Source organism: Serratia sp. PL7, assembly GCF_945957435.1.
The window spans coordinates 12,203-32,786 of record NZ_CAMFLB010000012.1; the positions used below are offsets into that span (position 1 = coordinate 12,203).

Consider the following 20,584-nt stretch of genomic DNA (forward strand, 5'->3'; position numbering starts at 1 on the left):
GGCACCTGTTGCACGTGCATAAGGCTCCCTGCGGGGAGCCTTTTTCGTTTTCAGCCCAGCAGGCCGGCACCGACGTTGATCGACAGGCCCAGGATCAGCATGTTGAACACGAACGAAATAACCGACTGCACGAGCGCGATTTTACGCACCTCCGCGGCGCCGACCGCCACGTCGGCCGTTTGCGACGCGACCGCGATGGTGAAGGAGAAGTAGGCGAAGTCCAGATAGGTCGGCTCGGTGAGATTGCCGGGAAACAGCAGCGGCAAAGGATCCTGCTGTGCGCCCTGACGGTAAAACTGATGGGCATAGTGCATGGTGAAGGCGGTCGGCAGCAGCAGCCAGGAGACTGCCAGCGTTGCGCCGGTTAACGCCAGATGTAGCGTTTTCAGCGAGTCGCTGGCCTGTTTGGCGCTGCTCAATTCGAACAGGATCGCCAGAATGCTCACCAGACAACCGAAACTGACCAGCGCCAACACCGTGCTGGCGCTTTCATCCTGTCGCCGAGCGATCTGGCGAATGTGCTGCGGTGTGCTGACCAGCATCAGCCGCCAGAGAAACAGCAGATAGAGCCAGGCCAGCGTATTCCAGCCGATCATCAGGCGCTGCAGCAACGAGAGCTGGGCGGGCAGCAGCAGAAAGCACAGCAGCCCGGCGCCGACGGAAAACAGCAGCCTGGGCCGCACTTGCCAATAGTGTTTGAGCGAAGAGCGAATGTGCATGAAGAACGGATCCCTTGTCGTGAAATAGCCAACGCGCTGTTTTCAGCATAGAAGACGCGGCGGGCGGTTTCGGCTATTTTTAACGCTGACGGTTGGCATGAGCCTTTAATGTTGGTTACCCTTAGGCGGTGGTTTCCTACTGGCTGCCGAGGCCAGTGTATTTTTGCGAGTTTCTCCCGTTAGGGACTGAGTTAGGACGACACGAATGAAAGATTTGAATGTAGTAGACGGCATCAACGGTGCCGGCAACTGGTTGGTGAAGAACCAGGATCTGTTGATCCAGTACGCGGTGAATATCGTCGCCGCCATCGTTATCCTGATCATCGGTTCGATCGTGGCCCGCGTGGTCGGCAATGCGCTGAACCGCGTGATGAAGCTGCGCGGCATCGACGCCACGGTGGCAGACTTCCTGTCGGCGATCGTGCGCTACGGCGTGCTGGCGTTCACCTTCATCGCCGTGCTGGGGCGCGTCGGCGTGCAGACCACCTCGGTGATCGCCGTGCTGGGTGCCGCTGGTTTGGCCGTCGGTCTGGCGCTGCAAGGCTCGCTGTCTAACTTCGCCGCCGGCGTGCTGCTGGTGATCTTCCGCCCGCTGCGCGTGGGTGAATATGTCGATCTGGGCGGCGTGGCCGGTACCGTCGATCAGGTGCAGATTTTCTCCACCACCCTGCGCACCGCAGACAACAAAACCATCGTGGTGCCGAACGGTAAAATCATCGCCGGCAACATCATCAACTACTCCCGCGAGCCGAACCGCCGTGTGGATATCGTGGTAGGCGTGGCCTACAACGCCGATATCGACGTGGTGAAGAAGGTGCTGGGCGATGTGATCGCCGCCGACAAGCGCATCATGCACGCTAAAGGCGTGACCGTGCGACTGAACGAGATGGCGCCATCTTCCCTGAACTTTGTGACCCGTTCCTGGACCACCAATGCGGAATACTGGAACGTGTACTTCGATCTGATGGAAAACTTCAAGCGCGCGCTGGATGCCCACAACATCGGCATTCCGTTCCCGCAAATGGACGTGCACCTGTATCGCACTGAAGACGCTTCCGCCAAGGCGGAATAACACAGAAGGGGGCCTTGGCCCCCTTTTTGTACTGCAGGCCGAGACGCTACCGATGGCGTCTCGGCCTTTTCTTTTAGGGCGATCAGATGTCCGCTGCCGGCTCCGTGAGCGGCACGCGGCGGCGCAGGCTGAGGTGATAAAGCAGGAAGATGGCGGCGGCGCCCAACAGCGCCGGCAGCGCCAACCAGAGGAAGAACACCTCCGTCGAGCCGGCGGCGGTCATCATCCAGGCGCCGAGCATTGAGCCGACGATCGAGCCAAAGCGGCCATTGGCCATGGCCCAACTGACGCCGGTCACGCGGGCTGCGGTCGGGTAAAGGGTGGCGGAAACCAGGTTCAGGCCGTTCTGCGCGCCGGCCACGCCGAAGCCGATAAGGAACACGACGGCGGCCAGCGTGTAGACGTCGCCCATCAGATACCCGGTGGCGCCAATCACCAGCGCGGCACCCAGGTAGGAGACGGCCAGCACGCGGTAGGGCCCGACCCGATCCATCAGCAGCGCCATCAGAATGGCGCCCAGGGTGCCGCCGAGCGGCACCATCGCGCCGATGCGCGAGGCGTGGGCGATATCGAAACCGGCGTCTTTGAGTATCGTCGGCAACCAGCTGGTGAGCAGGTAGAACACGAACAGCGAACAGAAGAACGCCGCCCACAGCAGCAGGGTGCGCACGGCGCGCCCTTCGATAAACAGGTGCGAGATCGGTGATTTGATCTGCGCCGGACGCTCGTCATCGACAATCGTCACACCGGCCCAACGCTGGCCGGTGATACGCTCGACCACCCGGCGCAGCCGATCGGCATGTTTGGCGCTGGCGGCCATAAAGCGTACTGATTCGGGCATCTGCCAGGCCAACAGCGGCAGCAGCGCCAACGGCGCGATGCCACCGACCAGCAGCAGGCCGCGCCAGCCGAACGCCGGGATAATCTGCCCGGCCAGCAGGCCGCCCAGGGCTAACCCAGCGGTAAAGCCGCTCCAACTCAAGGTGACCATCAGCATGCGGCGGCGCGCCGGTGAGTACTCCGAGCTGAGGGTGATGCAAGTTGGTATTGCGCCCCCGAGGCCAATGCCGGTGATGAAGCGCAGCAGGGTCAGGGATTCGATCGAATGCGTATAGGCCGAAGCCAGGGTGCAGCCGCCAAACACCAGCACCGCGACGAGCAGCACGCGTTTGCGGCCGAAGGCGTCGGCGATCGGCCCGAACAGCAGGCTGCCGATCAGCAGGCCGAACAGCCCCGCACCGAAGGCGGGAGAGAGCTGAGCGGGCAGCAGATCCCACTCTTCGCGCAGCGCCGGGGCGATATAGCCGATGATGGCGGTATCGAAACCGTCCAGCAGGGCAATGAGGAAACACAGGGTGAGGATCAGGATTTGGTAGGGGGAGATCCTGGCGCGATCGATGATTTCGCTGATGCGAGCGGTATTTGGGCTCATGGTTATTCCACTGTTATTCGGCTGGTGTGGGCTGGCTGAGGGCTGTTCAGGCCAGGCCTGAACCAAAACCGCTGTGGCTGGCATCGCGTAGAAATCCGAGTATACACCAGAGCGGGGACGTTGCGGGGAGGGGGAATTGATGATAATCGCCCGCCACAGGAGGTGCCTGTGGCGGGCGCTGGCAAGGTTATTTGGCTAACAGCTCTCGGCGCACGATCTCGGCACCTGCGCTTAACGCATTCAGCTTGCCGCGGGCGACCTGACGGGGCAGGGGGGCCATGCCGCAGTTGGTCGACGGATAGAGCTTGTCGGCATCGACAAACTGCAGCGCTTTGTGCAGCGTAGCGGCCACTTCCTCTGGCGTCTCAACGGCATGATTCGCTACGTCGATGGCGCCGACCATCACCTTTTTGCCGCGGATCAGTTCAAGCAGGTCCATCGGCACGTGCGAGTTATGGCACTCCAGGGAGATGATATCGATGTTGGACGTTTGCAGTTTCGGAAACGCCTCTTCATATTGCCGCCATTCCGAGCCCAGCGTCTTTTTCCAGTCGGTATTGGCTTTAATCCCATATCCATAGCAGATATGTACGGCGGTTTCACACTTAAGCCCTTCAATGGCTCTTTCCAGGGCGGCAATGCCCCAGTCATTCACCTCGTCAAAGAACACGTTAAATGCGGGCTCATCAAACTGAATAATGTCGACGCCGGCGGCCTCGAGCTCTTTAGCTTCCTGATTGAGGATCTTGGCGAACTCCCAGGCCAATTTCTCGCGGCTTTTATAGTGGTTGTCATAAAGCGTGTCGATCATGGTCATCGGCCCCGGCAGGGCCCATTTAATCGGCTGCTTGGTCAGCTGGCGTAAAAATTTGGCGTCTTCAACGAAAACGGGTTTTTGGCGCGAGACCGCCCCCACAACGGTTGGTACGCTCGCCTCGTAGCGATTGCGGATTTTAACCACTTCGCGTTTCTCGAAATCGACGCCGCTGAGGTGTTCGATAAACGTCGTGACGAAGTGCTGGCGCGTTTGCTCGCCATCGCTGACGATATCGATGCCGGCCTGTTGTTGCTCTGCCAGCGACAAACGCAAGGCGTCCTGTTTCCCTTCGATTAATTCTTCATTCTGCAATTTCCAAGGCGACCACAGGGTTTCCGGTTGGGCCAGCCAGACAGGTTTGGGCAAGCTGCCGGCGGTCGACGTAGGGAGCAATATTTTCATAATAGATGACCTGTATTTGAGTGAATCAAAGCGCGTAGTGAGCAGACCATTGCTCAAGAAGAGGTTTGTAGGGTTTGATAAATTGCTCTTCCGTAAATTTCCCCTGCTCAATCGCTAACTGGCTACGCTCTTCGCGATCGTAAACAATCTTGGTTAATGAATGATCCTGGTTATTCAGGCTTGGCTGATAGCATTGCCCCGCCGCCGAGTTGGCATTGTAAATTTCAGGCCGATAAATTTTCTGGAAGGTCTCCATCGTGCTGATGGTGCCGATCAGTTCCAGATCGGTGTAATCGCTCAGCAAATCCCCGGGGAAATAAAACGCCAGGGGCGCGACGCTATTTTTCGGCATGAAGTAGCGCACCTGCAGGCCCATTTTTTTAAAATACCGGTCGGTCAGCGAAGCGCCGTCTTGCCGATACTCGTCGCCCAACACCGGGTGTTGATTGCCCGTCCGATGGTAGGTGTCTTTGCTGGACACGCTGAGGCAGATCACCGGCGGTTTGCTGAAATTTTCATGGTATTCGTTTGAATTGACGAAGTGCTTAAAGATATTGCCGTGCAAATCGCCGAAATCATCCGGAATGGTAAATTCCGCCGTGTTTTTATTGTGCGCCGGCAGCAAGACGCTAAAGTCGTAGTCGCGCACGTAAGAGGAGAAATTGTTCCCAACGATGCCCTCGATACGCTTTTGCGTTTTTTTATCAATGATGTTGGTTTTCAGGATTTCGATCACCGGGAAGCTGGCACCCTGATCTTCAACGCGCATCTCAACCGAGATGATTTCAAGCTCGACCGAATAGCGATCGGCCTTGGGGTTATCCCAATGCGCCAACGTATTGAAGCGGTTGTTAATCATCACCAGCGTATTGCGCAGGTTCTCCCGGCGGTTTTCCCCTCTGGCCAAATTGGCGAAGTTGGTGGTGATACGCGTACTTTCAGAAGGGTTATAATCTTCATTGAAAGAACTGCTCTTAATCGTAAAGGTAAAGTCTCTATTCATCGTCTTATAGCATCCTGTTATATGATATGAAGGCTGGATTTATCCATTTCTTTCAATGGGTTGTTTTTCTCTTTTTTTCATTCAGCCGATTTCATATTGTCTGTCTTTAATGAGGTCTATTTTTGCCAGAGTCCCGCAGGGAGTGAAAGAGACTTAATTTCATTACCACATGAGCGCTATTCATGATCTGGCGTTCGGGGCGGTTTATCGCCGTTGCTCTGCAGCGCAAACCGCCAACGTACCGGGCCGGCAACCTGGTGCAGCCTGAAAAATTACGGGTATAATCCCCCCATGATCCCACGGCTTCAGACACGAACATGACAAAACTCACCTTACAAGAGCAGATGCTCAAAGCGGGCTTGGTAACCAGCAAGAAAATGGCCAAAGTCCAAAGAACGGCTAAAAAATCACGCGTTCAGGCCCGTGAGGCCAGAGAGGCGGTGGAAGAGAATAAAAAGGCGCAGCTTGAGCGCGATAAAGCGCTGAACGAGCAGCAAAAGCAAGCCGCGCTGTCCAAAGAATACAAGGCGCAGGTGAAGCAACTGATCGAGATGAACCGCATCGTTCTGGCGAAAGGTGATATCGGTTTCAACTTCACCGACGGCAACCTGATCAAGAAAATCCTGGTGGATAAGGCGACGCAGACTCAGCTGATCAATGGCCGCCTCGCCATTGCCCGCTTGGTGGTCGAGAACCGGGAAGAGTGTGAATACGCGATTATCCCCGCGAGCGTCGCCGATAAAATCGCGCAGCGCGATGCGGCCAGCATTGTGCTGCACAGTGCGCTGAGTCAGGAAGAGCAGGATGAAGACGATCCGTACGCCGACTTTAAAGTGCCCGACGATTTGATGTGGTAAGCCGCGTTCAGAACGGCGCGGCGTGACGAGCGGCGATCCGCTCTCCGCTGATGGGGTGCACAAAGTCCAGCTCGCTGGCGTGCAGCATCAGCCGCGGCGTCTGTTCGGTACCCGGCAGCAGGCGCCCGCCGTACAGATCGCAGCCTAAAATAGGGTGGCCCAACTGCCGGCTGTGAATACGCAGCTGGTGGGTGCGCCCGGTCTCCGGGGTGAGCTGCACCCGCGTCAGCGGCAGCGGGATCCCGCCTTCCGTTTCACGATAAAAACGCTCGACGACCCGATAGCGGGAGCGGGCGGGCTTGCCGTGGAGGGCGCAAATCGACATCAGCGGGAACAGCGCCGGATCTTTGGCGATCGCCGCGTCTATGACCCCTTCGTTATTCGCCAGATGGCCGCACAGCAGCGCGCTGTACACTTTGCTGACGGTGCGCTCGCTGAACTGCCGGCAGAGCGCGGCGTTGGCGGCCTTGTTGCGGGCCACCACCATCAACCCGGACGTGCCGAAATCCAGGCGGTGCACCAGGGCGCAGCCGGGGAAGATCTGTACCAGCCGGTGGTGTACCGAATCGAGATTCTGCGGATTCTTGCCCGAGAGGCTGAGCAGCCCGGCCGGTTTATTGATCAGCGCCAGATGATCGTCCTGATAGAGGATCTCTATTGGGTCATGGCATGGCGGGGCAATAAAGGTATCGGTGATCGTAGACATCGGGCGGCCGGCTGGTGGGTGGGGGCGGATGATAGCGAATTTCGCGTCGATGAGCGAATGCGGTTTTCGTTACACTGCGGCTCATGCCCGTTGGCACCCGATGCGGCAAAGCATCGGGTGCCACGGTTAAGTCCCCGGCGCTCTACTGCCCGTAGTAGGCGTTTTGGCCGTGTTTGCGCAGGTAGTGTTTGTCCAACAGCTCGCGTTGCATGCTGTGAATGCCCGGCGTCAGCTGGCGCGAGAAAATGCCCATGTAGGCGATCTCTTCTAGCACCACCGCATTATGCACCGCGTTGTGGGCGTCTTTGCCCCAGGCGAAGGGGCCGTGGGCATTGACCAGTACCGCCGGGATCGCGTTGGGATTGATATCGCGCCGGCGGAAGGTTTCGATAATCACGTTGCCGGTTTCCAGTTCGTAATCGTGCTCAATTTCATCCTGGGTCATCAGGCGAGTGCAGGGGATAGCGCCATAAAAATAGTCGGCGTGGGTGGTTCCCCAGGCGGGGATGTCCAGCCCGGCCTGCGCCCAGATGGTGGCGTGGCGCGAATGGGTGTGGACGATGCCGCCGATATCGGCAAATTCGCGGTACAGCGCCAGATGGGTGGCGGTGTCCGACGACGGTTTTTTTGCCCCCTCGACGGTGCGGCCGCTGGCCAGATCGACCACCACCATATCCTCCGCCGTCATATGCTCGTATTCAACGCCGGACGGCTTGATCACCACCAGACCGCGTTCGCGATCCACCGCGCTGACGTTGCCCCAGGTAAAGGTCACCAGCTTATGGCGCGGCAGATCGAGATTGGCCTCCAGCACCTGTTGTTTTAACTGAGTCAGCATGTCATGCCCCCTTGTTGCATTTTCTGTTCGATCCAGCGGCGGGCCTGAACGATCTCGGCCACCGGCTCCTCGGCTTTTTCGGTCCACATCTCAATCAGGAATGCGCCGCGGTAATTGAGGCGCTGCAGCGTGCGAAACACCTCGACGAAGTCGACGCAGCCTTCGCCAAACGGCACGTCGCGGAATTGCCCCGGCGAAGTGGCGGTGACCGGGTAGGTGTCTTTCAGGTGAATGGCGGCGATGCGATCGATGCCCAGCTCCAGCTCGCGCGGCACGTCATTGCCCCAGGCGCTGAGGTTGCCGACGTCTGGATACACCGAGAACCACGGCGAGGCCAGCAGGGCGTCCCAGGCTTTCCATTTAGCGATCGAGTTCATAAAGGCGGTGTCCATAATTTCCACCGCCAGCATCACCTGGGCGGCGGCGGCACGGTCTACCGCCCACTGCATGCCTTCGCTAAAGCGCGCCAGCGTCCCCTCGTCCTGCTCTTCGTAATACACGTCGTAGCCGGCTAGCTGGATCGTCCGGATACCGACATCTTTGGCCAGCTGAATGGCCTGTTCCATCACGTCGAAGGCGCGCTGTCGCAGCGCCGGATCGTGGCTGCCAAACGGAAAGCGCCGGTGGCCGGAGAGGCACATCGACGGAATGCGGATGCCGGTTTCCAGCATGGCGTCCACCAGCGCCAGGCGCTGCGCCTTGCTCCAGCTCAGGCGCGCCAGACGTTCATCGCTTTCGTCCACCGACATTTCGACGAAGTCGAAGCCGCAGGCCTTGGCCAGCGCCAGGCGTTCGGGCCAGCTCAGGTGTTTCGGCAGCGCTTTCTCGTAAATTCCCAACGGGTGCTGACGCATATCATGATCTCCAGATGTCATCGATGGCGGTACGGAACTGCCTGGCGGCGGCCGGCGGATCGCCGGCCTCGGCCAGCGCGCGGCCGGCGATAAAGGCGGTGACGGCGATTTCTTTAAACAGCGGCAGGTCGGCGGGCGTGATGCCGCCGGTCACCGACAGCTCGATGCCCAGATCGGACAGCGCCTTCATCCGATCCAGATCCTGCCGGCCCCAGGTTTGCCCGCTGGCCTGCGCGTCGCGGCCGCGGTGATAGATCGCCTGACGAATGCCGAGGCCGCGCCATTGCCGCGCATCCTCCAATGTCCAGCGGCCGAACAGTTCGATCTGGATTTCACCGCCGTGACGCTCGGCGACCTCCCGCGCGCTGGCCATGGTGGCCAACGGCGCGGCGCAGATCACCGTCATCCAGTCCGCGCCCTGGCCGAAGGCCTGATCGGCCAGCGTCGCACCGGCGTCGGCCACCTTGAGATCGGCCACCAGCGTGTGCTGCGGACAGCGCTCACGCAGCGCGCTAACCGCCTGAATACCGGCGCTGATGCACAAAATGGTACCGGCCTCGATGATGTCCACATGGGGGCTGAGGGTCTCGGCGGTGCGCAGCGCCATATCCAAACGGGTTTGATCGAGCGCCAGCTGCAGGCGCGGTTTCGTGCTCATGGGGCCTCCTTGTTGGCGGGCTGCAGATTTTGCAATGCAGCAATCAGCGCCTGATAACGTTGGTGTTTGTGGTCGTAAGCTTCGGCGGCGGCCGCATCAGGCAGCAGCCGCTCGATACGCGGCGCCAGCCGGTGCTGGGCGGCGGTGAAATCGTTGAAGACGCCGCTGCCGACCATGGCCGCCATCGCCGCGCCCAGACAGCCGGTTTCTTCCACCTGCGGCAGCTCAACCGGCAGGCCGCTGACGTCGGCGAACATTTGCATCCAGGGGCGGGATTTGGCGGGGCCGCCGGTCACGCGCAGCGCCTGCGCCTCAGGGAAACGCCGGCGCATGCGGTTAAGGTGCGTCATGTGGCAGAACACCACGCCTTCGTAGATCGCCTGCACCAGGTGCTCGCGCTGGTGGAAGGCCTGCAGGCCGTAGAAGCTGGCGCTCAGCCCCAGGCCGGCGTTGGAGCCATACAGGAAAGGGGCGAACAGCAGATCGCCGGCGGCTTTCGGCAGGGCGGCGACCCAGCGGTTAAGCTGGTCGTAGTCCTGCAGCCCCCATTGGTGACAGAACCATTCCAGGTTGGCGGCGGAAGTGGGGCTGGCTTCGTGCACGATGTATTGGCCGTTTTCGGCGTGGCGGCCATAGACAAAGGGATGATCGAAACCCTCGATGATGGCGTCGGTGATGCCGCTGGTGACCGACCAGGTCCCCATCACCGCGTTGAGCCGGGTTTCGTCCTGCAGGCCGGCGCACAACGCGGTGGACACCACGTCGAACAACCCGCCGACCACCGGAGTGCCGGTTTGCAGGCCGGTGATGGCCGCGGCGTTTGCCTCGACGCGCCCGGCGATCTCGGCCGAACCGACGATCGTCGGCAGGGCGGGCATGATGTCGCCGATACCCAGCAGCTGCGCCAGCGCCGGGTCATAGCGTCCGCTGCGCATCTGATACAGGTTGGATTCGGAGATATTGGTTTCTTCGCAGGCCAGCTCGCCGGTCAGGCAATAGCGCAGGTAGTCGTGCGCCATCAGCACGCTCCCGATGCGGGCGTAACGTTCCGGCTGATGCCGCTTCAGCCAGCGCAGCAGCGAGACCGGGTGCCCGGTCCACAGCGTTTGGCGCGTTTGCGGATACAGCGCCTGCGGCACGCCCTGTCGCTGCCATTCCTGCACCAGCGCCAGCGCGCGCTGATCGGAAGAGAGCATGGCGTTGCCCAGCGGCTGCCCCTGCTTATCCAGCAGAAACGCCCCCTTACCCTGCGCCGAGATGCCGATGGCCTGGATGGCGCCGGCGGCGACGCCACTGGCGGATAGCACTTCACGGATCACGTCGGCGGCGGTGCGCCACAGCGATGCCATATCGCGCTCGGCCCAGCCGGGCTGCGGCGCGACGATCGCCAGATTGCGCCGCGCAACGCCGTGTTCATGGCCGCTGCGGTCGTATAATCCCGCCTTGATGAAGGTACCGCCGCAGTCGAGCCCCAGCCAATATTCCATCATTCGCTCCTCGCGCTGTGGTCGCATTTATTGGGCAGCATCAACGCCAGCACGGAGGCGATCGCCAGCGAGGCTGCCAGGCTGTAGACACCGACATCCTTGTTGAACAGGCTGATCAGGACGCCGACCATATACGGGCCGCAAAAACCGCCGAGGTTGCCCAGCGCATTGATCACGCCACGTGCGCCACCGGCCACTTCGGCGTTGAACAATTTGGGCGGGATGGTCCAGAACACCCCGGCCGCCGCCTGAATAAATACGCCGCAGCCGACCAGCGCAGCGTAAGACCACCAGATGTGATCCTTCAGCAGCACCGACAGCGCCATGCAGGCGGCAAAGCAGGCCAGCGGCAGGGCGACGAAGACTTTGCGCTTACCGGTGCGATCGGAGAGGGTGGAGATGATCAGCATGCCGAAGATGGCGCCGATATAGGGCAAGATAGCCAGCAGGCCCACTTGCTCCATATCGCCGTGGGTCAGCCCTTTCAAAATGGTCGGCAGCCACAGGGTGTAACCGTAGATACCGGTCTGGTAGAAGAAATTCACCAGGATCAGCTGCCACATGATCCGGTCGCCCAGCACTCGGCGCAGCGAGGCGTTGCGCACCGTTTTTCCTTTGATCAGCAGCTGTTCGTCGTGCAGGGTCTTCACCAGATACTCTTTCTCCGCCTGCGAGATCCATTTGGCTTCCTGCGGCCGGTTGCTGATGGTGAAGTACCACAGCGCCATGACTACCAGCGACAGAGCGCCCTCCACCAGAAACAGCATGCGCCAGTCCCAGGCGGTGATGATCCAACCCGACAGCGGGGCGGTGAGAATGCCGGCGATCGGCACGAACATGATGACGATGGCGTTGGCGCGGCCGCGCTCCTTATCCGGGAACCAGTTGCTGATCATGGTCAGCACCACCGGCAGCATGCCGCCTTCGGAAACGCCGAGGGCGAAGCGCAGGAACAGCAGCTGGTACTGGTTGGTGACCAGCCCGGTCAGCACCGAGATCACCGCCCAGGCCAACAGTGACCAGCCGATGAATTTCTTGCCGTTGCCGTATACCGCCAGCTTGCCGCCGGGCACCTGCAGAAACAGGTAACCGATAAAGAAGATGCCGCCGGCCAGCCCGGCCATCGAGGCGGTGATGCCGAGTTCGTCATCCATGCCGCCGGGCATGGCGAAGGCGATGTTGACCCGATCCATGTAAGAAATGATGCAGGTGATGAGGATCGGCGGCACGATCCTCAGCCAGCGGAGCTTGGGAATAGCCTGGCTTTGGCTGACGGAAACGGAGGCTGTATTCATAAGGACCTCTTTCGATGTTCACTTTTTTGTAGGGTCGGGCGTTATTGTTTTGCTTAATTTGGGCGCAAGGGCGCCCGCACAGGCCTCATGGACCGGTGTTGTTATCGTTACGGGTGCTGCGTCTATCGGGCGCTAAACGACGCCAGCGGTATCTTCACCACCACCTTGCGTATCGCGCAGGGGCGTTGGTTAATGCAGGCCGGGCGATGCACGTCCTGCGGAAAAAATACCGCGAAGTTGCCGGGCCGCATCGTGAGCCAGGATTCGTCGGCCACGTCCTGATAAAACAGGATGTCGCGCTGCGCCAGCAGCTCCTGATGAATGACGTTGTCGCCGTTGTCCGCCGCTACGCCGATAAGCTCGGTACCGCTGACCAGATACTGCACGTCGACGTTTTGCCGGTGGACTTCCGGGCGTAGCGCATCCGGTGGTTGGGTATGCAGATCCAGCACTTGCACCACGTAGCCGGTGGCGGGATCTTCATAGCGCCCTGCGGGCAAGACGCTGAAATCGGTGCGCTGCAAATAGGCGACGGCGTTGGCGACCGGCGTCGGGTACTGCTCGGGCGCGGTGTTGGCGATGTGGCCGAATATCATGATGATCCTCCCGTTACAGCGCCTGAATGCGCGCCCAGACTCGTTCGTCAACCGGAATGCCGTCGCGCAGGTTTTCTTCCAGAATGCGCGGGAACTTGTGGCCCGGCAGGCGAATGGCGACGTCGGGGTTGTCCCGTTCGGCGCTGGTGACGTAATCCATGATGCGCTGCAGTTTTTGATCGCGGCTGTCGCCGTCGATCAACCGGTCTATCTCAATCGCGATGAACACCTGCGAGACGCCGTATTCGTCGCGGTGATCTTCCGTCACTTCCGCCACCGAGGCGCCGCCGGACAGCAGGGTGGCGATCATGTCCAGTACGATCGACAACGCCGATCCTTTCCAGTACCCCATTGGCAAAATGCGCCGATTCTCTTCGATGGTGGCCGGATCGCGGGTCAGGCGGCCGTCGTTGTCGAAGCCGCCGTCCACCGGCAGGGTTTTGCCCGCCAGCCGGTTCAGCTCCAGCGCGCCGTAGGAAAACATCGACATCGACATGTCCACCATGGTGATCGGGTTGCCGGGCACGGCGACGATCAGCGGGTTGGTGCCGATACGGCACGTTTTGGCGCCCCACGGCGGCATCACGGCGATCGAGTTGGTCCAGCAAATGCCGATATAGCCTTTCTCCGCCGCCTGCCAGCCGTAGCCGCCGCCGCGCATCCAGTGGTTGGCGTTGCGCAGCGCCACCAGGCCGATGCCATGATCGTCGGCTAGCTGCATGGCGCGATCCATCATGCGGCGGGCGGTAAGGTTGCCGATTCCCTGGTGCGCATCCCATTGCTCGATCGCCCCCAGCGACAACAGTTTGCTGGGTTCGGCGTCCGGCACGATATCGCCGGCGTCCAGCTGCTGAATAAAGCGCGGAAAGCGGTTAACGCCGTGGGAGTAAACGCCGCTGGCGGTGGTGTCGGCGAACATGCCGGCGCAGTCGTCGGCGAGATGTTCCGCCACGCCGCGCGCCAGCAGCACGCGTTTGAATTGCTGTTTTAACTCGCTGTAACTCACTCTCATGCCGGTTCTCCGCCTGTGCGAATCGTCTGTTTTTGGTTCGCTAAATTTCAATATACGAAATTGCATTTCAAATAAATGCTATCCCGGCGCTTCAGGGAAGTCAAAGCAAGGGGGAGTAAAATTATTCATGAAAAACATGACGTTAAAATTGAGTGGCGATTTTGTGATCGCCGCCACGTTTTGGTGGAGATGGCGTGCTTCAGACGTGACAAAGCAGGGCGGATCAAAACCCACCCTGCGTCTTGCGAGACCCCGGCTAACCGCGGGTGTTCAGCACCATGCGGTAGAGCGAGGTGGTGGCGGTGATATAGAGCTCATCGCCGTTCGGGCCGCCGAAGGTACAATTGGAGACGCGTTCCGGCACGCTGATTTTGTCGATCTGTCGCCCCTGTGGATCAAAGACCAGCACGCCGTCGGCGCAGCTGCAAAACAGATTGCCGGCCCGATCGACGCAGAAGCCGTCCGGGAACCCGGGTTCCACGGTTGCAAAACGGCGGCCGGCTTCCAGCTCGCGACCGTTGACCGCATAGACGCGCAGCTCGCGGCGGCCCAGCGTCGGAAAATCCACGATCGACATGTCCGCCACGTACAGCCATTTTTCATCCGGTGAAAACGCCAGGCCGTTCGGGCGCTGCAGGTCGCAGGCGGCGATGGTCAGCGAACCGTCGCGTGGATCGAAGCTGTAGAGATAGCAGCCGATCACCTGGCTTTCTGATTTGTAACCCTCTTCGTCGCCGATGATGCCGTAGGGCGGATCGGTGAACCACAGGGTGCCGTCGGAACGCACCGCCACGTCGTTCGGCGAGTTAAAGCGCTTGCCGTCGACGCGGTCGATCAACAGGCGCACCTCGCCATCGCTTTCGGTGCGGCTGATGCCGCGCCGCCCGTGTTCACAGCTGACCACACGCCCCTCGCCGTCGCGCGCATTGCCGTTGGCGTAGTGCGACGGCGAGCGGTATAGGCTTAGCTCACCCCGGCGCGACCAGCGGAACATGCGATTGCCTTTCACGTCGCTGAACACCACCGCATCCTCTTGCGGCAGCCAGACCGGCCCTTCGGCCCAAATCGCCGGTGAGCACAAGCGCTCGAGCTGAGCGTGCGTGCGCAATGAATGCCGAATGCCGCCGTTCACTTCACGCCCCAGATCGCTTTGTAATGGCCCTGGTAATCGTTTTGCGGGTCATACAGGTTATTGGCGCCGCCGTCGGCGGCGATATTGTCGCGGGTGACCAGATGCGCCGGGGTGACGTAGCCGGAAGGCGGCTGCTTGGCGAAGGCGCGGTTGAATTCGTCCAGCAGCTGCCAACCGTGCAGTTTCAAGGGCTCCGGCACCGTCGCCGACTGGCTGTCGCCCGACCGGATACGCTGGTAAGCGGAGATTGAACCGTCGCCGGCCGACACGTTGTAAGGCGCGTTCTTGCCGCCTTTGCCGGCGGTTTTCAGCGCCGGCGCCATAAAGTCGAAATACAGATCGTTGATTGCCAGCGCATATTGGAATTTGTCGCCGTACTTCTGCAGCAGGCTGAAGGTCATCGCCGGCATGCGGTTGGCGGTATCTGCCAGCGGCGTGTCGATGAATTCCAGCAGCGTACAGCCGCTGCATTTGGCGATCTCTTCTTTCATGACGTTGGCCTTGTCCAAGGCGATTTGGTACAGCGAGTCGGTGAAGATCAACACGCTCGCCTTGCCGCCGGACTGCACCACCGCGTATTGCGCGGCGATGCGCGCCACTTCGTTGGAATCCGACGTGACGTTATAGAACACGTTGTATTTGGCGATGGGGCCCGGTTCCGGCACCGCATGCCAGGCGGTCAGCACGATGCCCTGCTGTACGGCCTTTTTCAGCGGGATCTTGGCGACGTTAGGGTTCCAGCCGCCGATCACGATGCCGTCTGGTTTCTGGGCGATGGCCTGATTGAGCGATGCCAGTTGATCTTTCACCGAGCCGCCGCCGTCGAGCGTTTCCAGCTTCCAGCCGGCGGCTTTCGCCGCTTCGCTCAACCCCTGTTGTACCCCTTGCACGCCGCCGTTCTTCATGTCGGAGGCGATAAAAATGATCTTCTTGTTGGCCTGCAGCTGCGGGCCGCTGGTGGGGCCGTCCCACTGGGTGGCGCTGGCGGTAGCCTTCGCCACGGCGGCGGTGGCCTGATCGAGATAGGCGTCGGCCCAGACCGGCGATGCGGCGAGCAAGAATGTGGTGAACCCCGGTAACAGCCAAATGCGTTTCATGGTGTGCTCCTGGTTTAAGGGTGTGTCGCTGTCTGATTGTTGTTGTCAGGCGGCGTCGCCTGGCTGCGTTGTACCGCTTTCTGATTGAGCAGCCGACGGCGTTGGGCATAGCCGGCCAGAGTGATCGACAGCAACAGCGTCGCGCCGTTGAACAGCGGCTCGACCCAGAATTCGCCACCGAACTGCTGGATGCCGGCGATGCCGATAGCCAGAATGGCGATGCCGACCACGGTGCCCCAGACGTTGACGCGCCCTGGGCGAATAGTGGTGCTGCCGAGGAAGGCGCCGACCAGCGCTGGCAGCAGATAGTCCATGCCGACGCTGGCCTGGCCGACGCCCTGTTCGGCGGCGATCAACACACCGCTGAAACCGGTGAGCACGCTGGAGGCGATGAAGGCGCCGATGGTAAAGCGGTTGACCGAAATGCCGTTCAGGCGCGCCGCCGCCGGGTTGCCGCCCACCGCATACATGCAGCGGCCGAGCGGGGTGTGTTCGGTGATGAGCCACAGCACCACCGCGACGATCAGCACGTAAAATGCCACGATCGGAATGCCGGCGATCTCGGTGTGGTGCAGCGCGATGAAGGCATCCGGCAAGTCGCCGACGATCTGCCGCCCGCCGGAGTGCCACAGGGCAATGGCGTACAGTACGGTGCCGGAGCCGAGGGTGGCGACGAAGCTGTCGATATCGGCCAGCGCCACCAGAATGCCGTTCAGCAACCCGTACAGCGCCGAGATCGCCAGCACCGTCAGCACCGCCATCTGCCAGGAGAAGCCGTATTCCACCTGCAGCGTGATCGCCAGAATGTGCCACAGCACAATGCCGAAACCGACGTTAAGATCGATCTTGCCCACGATCATCGGGATGGTCGCCGCCAGCGCCAACAGGGCGATTTTGGCCTTGCTCGACAAGATAGCCTGAAGCGTCAGCATTGATGCGAAGGAGGGGGTGAGCAGTGAGAACAGCACGACCAGCGCGATGCACAGCAGCAGCAGGCCATAGCGGGTGAGAACCTGCATCAGCCACGGGCCGGCGCCGTCCTGCGCCAGGCTGACGCGCTGCTCCAGTGCGGTTGATTTAACGGATGTTTTAGACATGGCCTACCTCGGATTCTGACGTGATTGCGACGTTTTCCCCGGTGCTGGCAGAGGCCAGCTCCAATAAATTGGCGAATGACACCTGCTGATTTTTCAGCTCGCCGACCACTTTCCCGCGGTTGAATACCAGTGCGCGGTTGCAAATATGGGCGATCTCCTCGAAATCGTTGGAGATAACCAGCACTGCCACGCCTTCCGCCAGGGATTTATTCAGCAGATGGTAGATTTCCGCGCGCGCGCCGACGTCCACGCCGGCGGTGGGATCTTCCAGGATCAGCAGCGGCGCCCCCAGATGCATCCAGCGCGCCATCACCACCTTTTGCTGGTTGCCGCCGGATAGCGCGCTGATATCGATATTGACGTCCTTGGGGCGTACGTCGAACAGCTGCACCTTCCACCAACTGGCGCCGATCTCCGCTCGTCGCCCGTAGCGGGAGAGCAGCCGGTGGCCGCTGGCGCAGGGGTTGATAAACAGGTTTTCACGCACGCTCATCGACATCACCAGGCTTTCGCCGGTGCGATCGCCCGCCACCAGCGAAACGCCGCAGGCCATCGCCTGCTGCGGGGTGCTCGCCTGATAGGGCCGATCGCGAAATCGAATCGCGCCGCCGTCGGCCTGGCGCAACCCGAACAGCAGCCGGCCAATCTCTTCTTGCCCGGCCCCGCGCAGGCCGGCCAGCGCCAGCATCTCGCCCGGCTGCAAATCGAAGCTCACCGGGCCGATGTCGCCCACCGTGACGCTATCGAGCTGCAGCACCGGCGGACGATGTTCCGGCAGCGGTTCGCGCTGATCGTCCGCCATCGCTTCGCCGACGATGGTTTGCACCAGATCGCGCAGCGAGTAGTCGGCGGTGCGACCGCCGGCGACATAGCGCCCGTCGCGCATCACGCAGATCCGATCGGCGATTTCGATCACTTCGTCCAGACGGTGGGTGACATAAATCATGCCGACCTTTTTGGCGCGCAGCCGGTTGATCACGGCGAACAGATGACGCACGTCGTTGGCGGGCAGGGAGGCGGTCGGTTCATCCAGCACCAGCAGCTCGGCGTTGACCGCCACCGCGCGAGCGATCGCCAGCAGCGATTTTTCGGTGCGCGACAGTTCGAAGACGCGCGCATCGGGATCGAGCGCGATGCCGACGTCTTGCAGCGCCTGCGCCGCCCGGCGGCGAATGGCGCGCCAGTCGATCAGCCCAAAGCGGCGGGGAAACCCCATCACCAGCGCCATGTTCTCCGCCACCGTCATCCATTCGATCAGGCCGAGATCCTGATGAATAAAGGCGATCGGCTGGCGGCTGGTGCTTTTTATCGCGGCGGCGGAGGCGATGCTTGCGCCCTGAAAGCGAATATCGCCGCCGTCGCGCGGGTAGACGCCCGCCAGCACTTTGATCAGCGTCGATTTGCCGGCGCCATTTTCGCCCAGCAACGCCAGAACTTCGCCCGGCATCACCTGCAGGCTGACGTCGTTGACCGCCACGTTGCCGCCAAATCGTTTGACGATGTGGCTGAGGGTAAGGATGGGTTGTGCCGCATTATCCATAGTCATGTGATGCGCCCCTGGTGTCGTGCCCGTGCGAAGATGTCGGGCAAATTAGCCAAACTGCTGGTGAGTATCTGGTCTTTAAATTTCAATATGCGAAATTCAATTTCAAAAATAATATGACGTTCGTTGCGCTAAATCAAAGGCGGTGAGGTTTTAATTATTGTTATTAAACAATGAGTTATTTTTTACTTTGCGGAAGTGTGACCGATGGCTCACTTCAACACGGGGGAAATATTGCGGATTTTTATCCCGCTGCGGACAATGAAACGGCGTTCCGTCTTCACCTGATGCGGGCCTTGGGGTAACATGCCCGGCAAAGAGCCTGCTGACTTTGCCGCAGCGCCGGTTGGCGGTTCGACACTGGAGAGATTTTCGCTATGAGCCTGAAAGCCGTCGACGAGAAAGATGACAAGAAAGACAAACCGCTGGGCAGCCAAAGCCTGTTCCGCGGTTTGCAGTTGATTGAGATCCTGAGTAATTTCCCCAACGGATGTCCGCTGGCGCATTTGTCCGAGCTGGCCGGCATGAACAAGAGCACGGTGCACCGCCTGCTGCAGGGGTTGCACACCAGCGGCTATGTGACCCAGGCGCCGTCGCCGGGCAGCTACCGCCTGACCACCAAGTTCATTTCCATCGGCCAGAAGGCGCTGTCGTCACTCAACATCATTCACGTGGCCGCGCCGCATTTGGAACAGCTGAATCTGGAAGTGGGCGAGACGGTCAACTTCTCCAGCCGCGAAGACGACCACGTCATCCTGATCTACAAGCTGGAGCCGACCACCGGCATGATGCGCACCCGCGCCTATATCGGCCAGCATATGCCGCTGTACTGTTCGGCGATGGGTAAAATCTTCATGGCTTACGGCAACGATGATTACCCGGCTCACTACTGGCAGACTCACCAGCAAGAGATTCAGACGCTGACGCGCAATACCATTACCGAGCTGCCGAAGATGTATGAGGAACTGGCCGATATTCGCCAGCGCGGCATGGCGATGGATCGCGAGGAAAACGAGCTGGGGGTCTCCTGCGTGGCAGCACCGGTGTTCGATATTCAACAGCGCGTGCCTTATGCGGTGTCGGTTTCTCTGCCGACCGCCAAGCTGCAGCAGATCGGCGTCAAAAGCTTGATTAAACCGGTGCTGGCCACCGCGCAACGCATCTCTCAGGAGCTGGGGTTCGTCACGCCGATTTAAGTATTAGCATCTCTGATACTGGATTAGAAACATCAATTTCACCTAATGATCGCTTCCTCGTATGATGCGCGTGTTGACCGACACGCGCCCTCGTCCGGCGCCTTTTATCATTCGAGGAATCCCCATGTTAGCCGTCTTCCTGCAGGGCTTTGCCCTGAGCGCCGCCATGATCCTGCCGCTGGGCCCGCAGAACGTATTCGTGATGAACCAGGGCATTCGCCGCCAGTATCATTTGATGATTGCCTCGTTGTGCGCGTTGAGCGATATCGTGCTGATCTGCGCCGGTATTTTCGGCGGCAGCGCATTGCTGACCCGCTCGCCGTTGCTGCTGGCGCTGGTCACCTGGGGCGGGGTGGCGTTTCTGCTGTGGTACGGCTGGGGCGCGTTCCGTTCCGCCTTCAGCCCGCAACCTGCGCAGGCCGCGGCGCAGGAGCTGGCGCAGAGCCGCTGGCGCCTCGTGGTCACCATGCTGGCGGTCACCTGGCTGAACCCGCACGTCTATCTGGATACCTTTGTGGTGCTCGGCAGCCTGGGCGGGCAGCTGACGGCGGACGTGCGTTCCTGGTTCGCGCTTGGCGCGGTCAGCGCGTCGGCGGTGTGGTTCTTCGGGTTGGCGCTGCTGGCCTCCTGGCTGGCGCCGTGGCTGAACACGCAGCGGGCGCAGCGCATCATCAACGCGCTGGTCGGGCTGGTGATGTGGGGCATCGCGCTGCAGCTGGCCTGGCAGGGGGCAAATTTATAAGAATTTGTCACTAATCCGAATTCAAAACG

General features: G+C 60.6%; 20 protein-coding genes. 4 read left to right on the forward strand and 16 right to left on the reverse strand.

Annotated elements, in window-relative coordinates; genetic code table 11:
* Window positions 1-50: 50 nt before the first annotated feature.
* On the reverse strand, window positions 51-719 hold the full coding sequence (locus N6G83_RS33355) for a DUF1345 domain-containing protein (RefSeq protein ID WP_025304178.1): 669 nt from the start codon (window positions 717-719) through the stop codon (window positions 51-53).
* Window positions 720-924: 205 nt separating this feature from the next.
* Between N6G83_RS33355 and mscS the strand changes: the two genes are divergently transcribed.
* Complete coding sequence (mscS, locus tag N6G83_RS33360; RefSeq protein ID WP_025304177.1) at window positions 925-1,791, forward strand: small-conductance mechanosensitive channel MscS; 867 nt, start codon at window positions 925-927, stop codon at window positions 1,789-1,791.
* 82 nt (window positions 1,792-1,873) lie between these two features.
* On the opposite strand, the gene N6G83_RS33365 is transcribed toward mscS, so the two are convergent.
* The 3 genes from N6G83_RS33365 to N6G83_RS33375 form a co-directional block, all read right to left on the reverse strand.
* Window positions 1,874-3,223, reverse strand: coding sequence for an MFS transporter (locus N6G83_RS33365; protein WP_197781447.1), 1,350 nt, complete (start codon window positions 3,221-3,223; stop codon window positions 1,874-1,876).
* Window positions 3,224-3,410: 187 nt separating this feature from the next.
* The gene (locus N6G83_RS33370) at window positions 3,411-4,442 is read right to left on the reverse strand and encodes a methionine synthase (RefSeq protein ID WP_260516147.1); all 1,032 of its coding nucleotides are present in this window, start codon (window positions 4,440-4,442) and stop codon (window positions 3,411-3,413) included.
* Between the two features lie 25 nt (window positions 4,443-4,467).
* Window positions 4,468-5,445: a DUF1852 domain-containing protein gene (locus tag N6G83_RS33375; RefSeq protein ID WP_049296201.1), complete on the reverse strand. Its 978-nt coding sequence runs from the start codon at window positions 5,443-5,445 to the stop codon at window positions 4,468-4,470.
* A 317-nt stretch (window positions 5,446-5,762) separates the two neighbouring features.
* On the opposite strand from N6G83_RS33375, the gene N6G83_RS33380 reads away from it, so the two are divergent.
* Window positions 5,763-6,302 carry a DUF2058 domain-containing protein gene (locus tag N6G83_RS33380; RefSeq protein WP_025304173.1) on the forward strand — a complete coding sequence of 180 codons (540 nt, stop codon included), beginning with the start codon at window positions 5,763-5,765 and terminating at the stop codon, window positions 6,300-6,302.
* A gap of 7 nt (window positions 6,303-6,309) precedes the next feature.
* Here the strand turns inward: N6G83_RS33380 and N6G83_RS33385 are convergent, their stop codons facing one another.
* The 12 genes from N6G83_RS33385 to N6G83_RS33440 form a co-directional block, all read right to left on the reverse strand.
* Complete coding sequence (locus N6G83_RS33385) at window positions 6,310-7,008, reverse strand: RluA family pseudouridine synthase (RefSeq protein ID WP_099817439.1); 699 nt, start codon at window positions 7,006-7,008, stop codon at window positions 6,310-6,312.
* A gap of 142 nt (window positions 7,009-7,150) precedes the next feature.
* On the reverse strand, window positions 7,151-7,846 hold the full coding sequence (gene araD, locus N6G83_RS33390; RefSeq protein WP_043142679.1) for an L-ribulose-5-phosphate 4-epimerase: 696 nt from the start codon (window positions 7,844-7,846) through the stop codon (window positions 7,151-7,153).
* Window positions 7,840-8,700, reverse strand: coding sequence for an L-ribulose-5-phosphate 3-epimerase (locus N6G83_RS33395; RefSeq protein WP_043142677.1), 861 nt, complete (start codon window positions 8,698-8,700; stop codon window positions 7,840-7,842). The genes araD and N6G83_RS33395 overlap by 7 nt, the downstream gene beginning before the upstream one ends.
* A gap of 1 nt (window position 8,701) precedes the next feature.
* Complete coding sequence (ulaD, locus tag N6G83_RS33400; protein WP_049206149.1) at window positions 8,702-9,358, reverse strand: 3-keto-L-gulonate-6-phosphate decarboxylase UlaD; 657 nt, start codon at window positions 9,356-9,358, stop codon at window positions 8,702-8,704.
* Entirely contained in the window at window positions 9,355-10,845 is a 1,491-nt protein-coding gene (locus N6G83_RS33405; protein ID WP_089181259.1) for an FGGY-family carbohydrate kinase, read from the reverse strand. Before N6G83_RS33405 ends, ulaD begins: the two co-directional genes overlap by 4 nt.
* Window positions 10,845-12,140 (reverse strand): MFS transporter, encoded by a 1,296-nt coding sequence (locus N6G83_RS33410; RefSeq protein WP_025304167.1) that lies wholly within the window; start codon window positions 12,138-12,140, stop codon window positions 10,845-10,847. The genes N6G83_RS33405 and N6G83_RS33410 overlap by 1 nt, the downstream gene beginning before the upstream one ends.
* Window positions 12,141-12,262: 122 nt before the next feature.
* A complete protein-coding gene (locus N6G83_RS33415; protein ID WP_197811402.1) occupies window positions 12,263-12,736 on the reverse strand; it encodes a YhcH/YjgK/YiaL family protein in 474 nt (157 codons plus the stop codon).
* 13 nt (window positions 12,737-12,749) lie between these two features.
* Window positions 12,750-13,748 (reverse strand): 3-dehydro-L-gulonate 2-dehydrogenase, encoded by a 999-nt coding sequence (gene yiaK, locus N6G83_RS33420; protein WP_141966754.1) that lies wholly within the window; start codon window positions 13,746-13,748, stop codon window positions 12,750-12,752.
* Between the two features lie 256 nt (window positions 13,749-14,004).
* On the reverse strand, window positions 14,005-14,880 hold the full coding sequence (locus tag N6G83_RS33425) for an SMP-30/gluconolactonase/LRE family protein (protein ID WP_173888423.1): 876 nt from the start codon (window positions 14,878-14,880) through the stop codon (window positions 14,005-14,007).
* Window positions 14,877-15,977: a substrate-binding domain-containing protein gene (locus N6G83_RS33430; RefSeq protein WP_043142668.1), complete on the reverse strand. Its 1,101-nt coding sequence runs from the start codon at window positions 15,975-15,977 to the stop codon at window positions 14,877-14,879. Before N6G83_RS33430 ends, N6G83_RS33425 begins: the two co-directional genes overlap by 4 nt.
* 14 nt (window positions 15,978-15,991) lie before the next feature.
* Window positions 15,992-17,074, reverse strand: a complete 1,083-nt coding sequence (locus tag N6G83_RS33435) for an ABC transporter permease (protein ID WP_197759528.1) — start codon at window positions 17,072-17,074, stop codon at window positions 15,992-15,994.
* Complete coding sequence (locus N6G83_RS33440; protein ID WP_025304161.1) at window positions 17,067-18,620, reverse strand: sugar ABC transporter ATP-binding protein; 1,554 nt, start codon at window positions 18,618-18,620, stop codon at window positions 17,067-17,069. Before N6G83_RS33440 ends, N6G83_RS33435 begins: the two co-directional genes overlap by 8 nt.
* A gap of 374 nt (window positions 18,621-18,994) precedes the next feature.
* Here N6G83_RS33440 and N6G83_RS33445 point away from each other — a divergent pair, with 374 nt between their 5' ends.
* Together N6G83_RS33445 and argO are read left to right on the forward strand one after the other, a co-directional pair.
* Window positions 18,995-19,813: an IclR family transcriptional regulator gene (locus N6G83_RS33445; protein ID WP_025304160.1), complete on the forward strand. Its 819-nt coding sequence runs from the start codon at window positions 18,995-18,997 to the stop codon at window positions 19,811-19,813.
* Window positions 19,814-19,937: 124 nt separating this feature from the next.
* Entirely contained in the window at window positions 19,938-20,555 is a 618-nt protein-coding gene (gene argO / locus N6G83_RS33450; RefSeq protein WP_025304159.1) for an arginine exporter ArgO, read from the forward strand.
* Window positions 20,556-20,584: the final 29 nt, after the last annotated feature.

What these genes read in the sequence shown, in the direction of transcription:
- N6G83_RS33355 (WP_025304178.1), bottom strand. Translation starts at nt 719, where the DNA reads ATGCACATTCGCTCTTCGCTCAAACACTATTGGCAAGTGCGGCCCAGG.
- mscS (WP_025304177.1), top strand. Translation starts at nt 925, where the DNA reads ATGAAAGATTTGAATGTAGTAGACGGCATCAACGGTGCCGGCAACTGG.
- N6G83_RS33365 (WP_197781447.1), bottom strand. Translation starts at nt 3,223, where the DNA reads ATGAGCCCAAATACCGCTCGCATCAGCGAAATCATCGATCGCGCCAGG.
- N6G83_RS33370 (WP_260516147.1), bottom strand. Translation starts at nt 4,442, where the DNA reads ATGAAAATATTGCTCCCTACGTCGACCGCCGGCAGCTTGCCCAAACCT.
- N6G83_RS33375 (WP_049296201.1), bottom strand. Translation starts at nt 5,445, where the DNA reads ATGAATAGAGACTTTACCTTTACGATTAAGAGCAGTTCTTTCAATGAA.
- N6G83_RS33380 (WP_025304173.1), top strand. Translation starts at nt 5,763, where the DNA reads ATGACAAAACTCACCTTACAAGAGCAGATGCTCAAAGCGGGCTTGGTA.
- N6G83_RS33385 (WP_099817439.1), bottom strand. Translation starts at nt 7,008, where the DNA reads ATGTCTACGATCACCGATACCTTTATTGCCCCGCCATGCCATGACCCA.
- araD (WP_043142679.1), bottom strand. Translation starts at nt 7,846, where the DNA reads ATGCTGACTCAGTTAAAACAACAGGTGCTGGAGGCCAATCTCGATCTG.
- N6G83_RS33395 (WP_043142677.1), bottom strand. Translation starts at nt 8,700, where the DNA reads ATGCGTCAGCACCCGTTGGGAATTTACGAGAAAGCGCTGCCGAAACAC.
- ulaD (WP_049206149.1), bottom strand. Translation starts at nt 9,358, where the DNA reads ATGAGCACGAAACCGCGCCTGCAGCTGGCGCTCGATCAAACCCGTTTG.
- N6G83_RS33405 (WP_089181259.1), bottom strand. Translation starts at nt 10,845, where the DNA reads ATGGAATATTGGCTGGGGCTCGACTGCGGCGGTACCTTCATCAAGGCG.
- N6G83_RS33410 (WP_025304167.1), bottom strand. Translation starts at nt 12,140, where the DNA reads ATGAATACAGCCTCCGTTTCCGTCAGCCAAAGCCAGGCTATTCCCAAG.
- N6G83_RS33415 (WP_197811402.1), bottom strand. Translation starts at nt 12,736, where the DNA reads ATGATATTCGGCCACATCGCCAACACCGCGCCCGAGCAGTACCCGACG.
- yiaK (WP_141966754.1), bottom strand. Translation starts at nt 13,748, where the DNA reads ATGAGAGTGAGTTACAGCGAGTTAAAACAGCAATTCAAACGCGTGCTG.
- N6G83_RS33430 (WP_043142668.1), bottom strand. Translation starts at nt 15,977, where the DNA reads ATGAAACGCATTTGGCTGTTACCGGGGTTCACCACATTCTTGCTCGCC.
- N6G83_RS33435 (WP_197759528.1), bottom strand. Translation starts at nt 17,074, where the DNA reads ATGTCTAAAACATCCGTTAAATCAACCGCACTGGAGCAGCGCGTCAGC.
- N6G83_RS33440 (WP_025304161.1), bottom strand. Translation starts at nt 18,620, where the DNA reads ATGACTATGGATAATGCGGCACAACCCATCCTTACCCTCAGCCACATC.
- N6G83_RS33445 (WP_025304160.1), top strand. Translation starts at nt 18,995, where the DNA reads ATGAGCCTGAAAGCCGTCGACGAGAAAGATGACAAGAAAGACAAACCG.
- argO (WP_025304159.1), top strand. Translation starts at nt 19,938, where the DNA reads ATGTTAGCCGTCTTCCTGCAGGGCTTTGCCCTGAGCGCCGCCATGATC.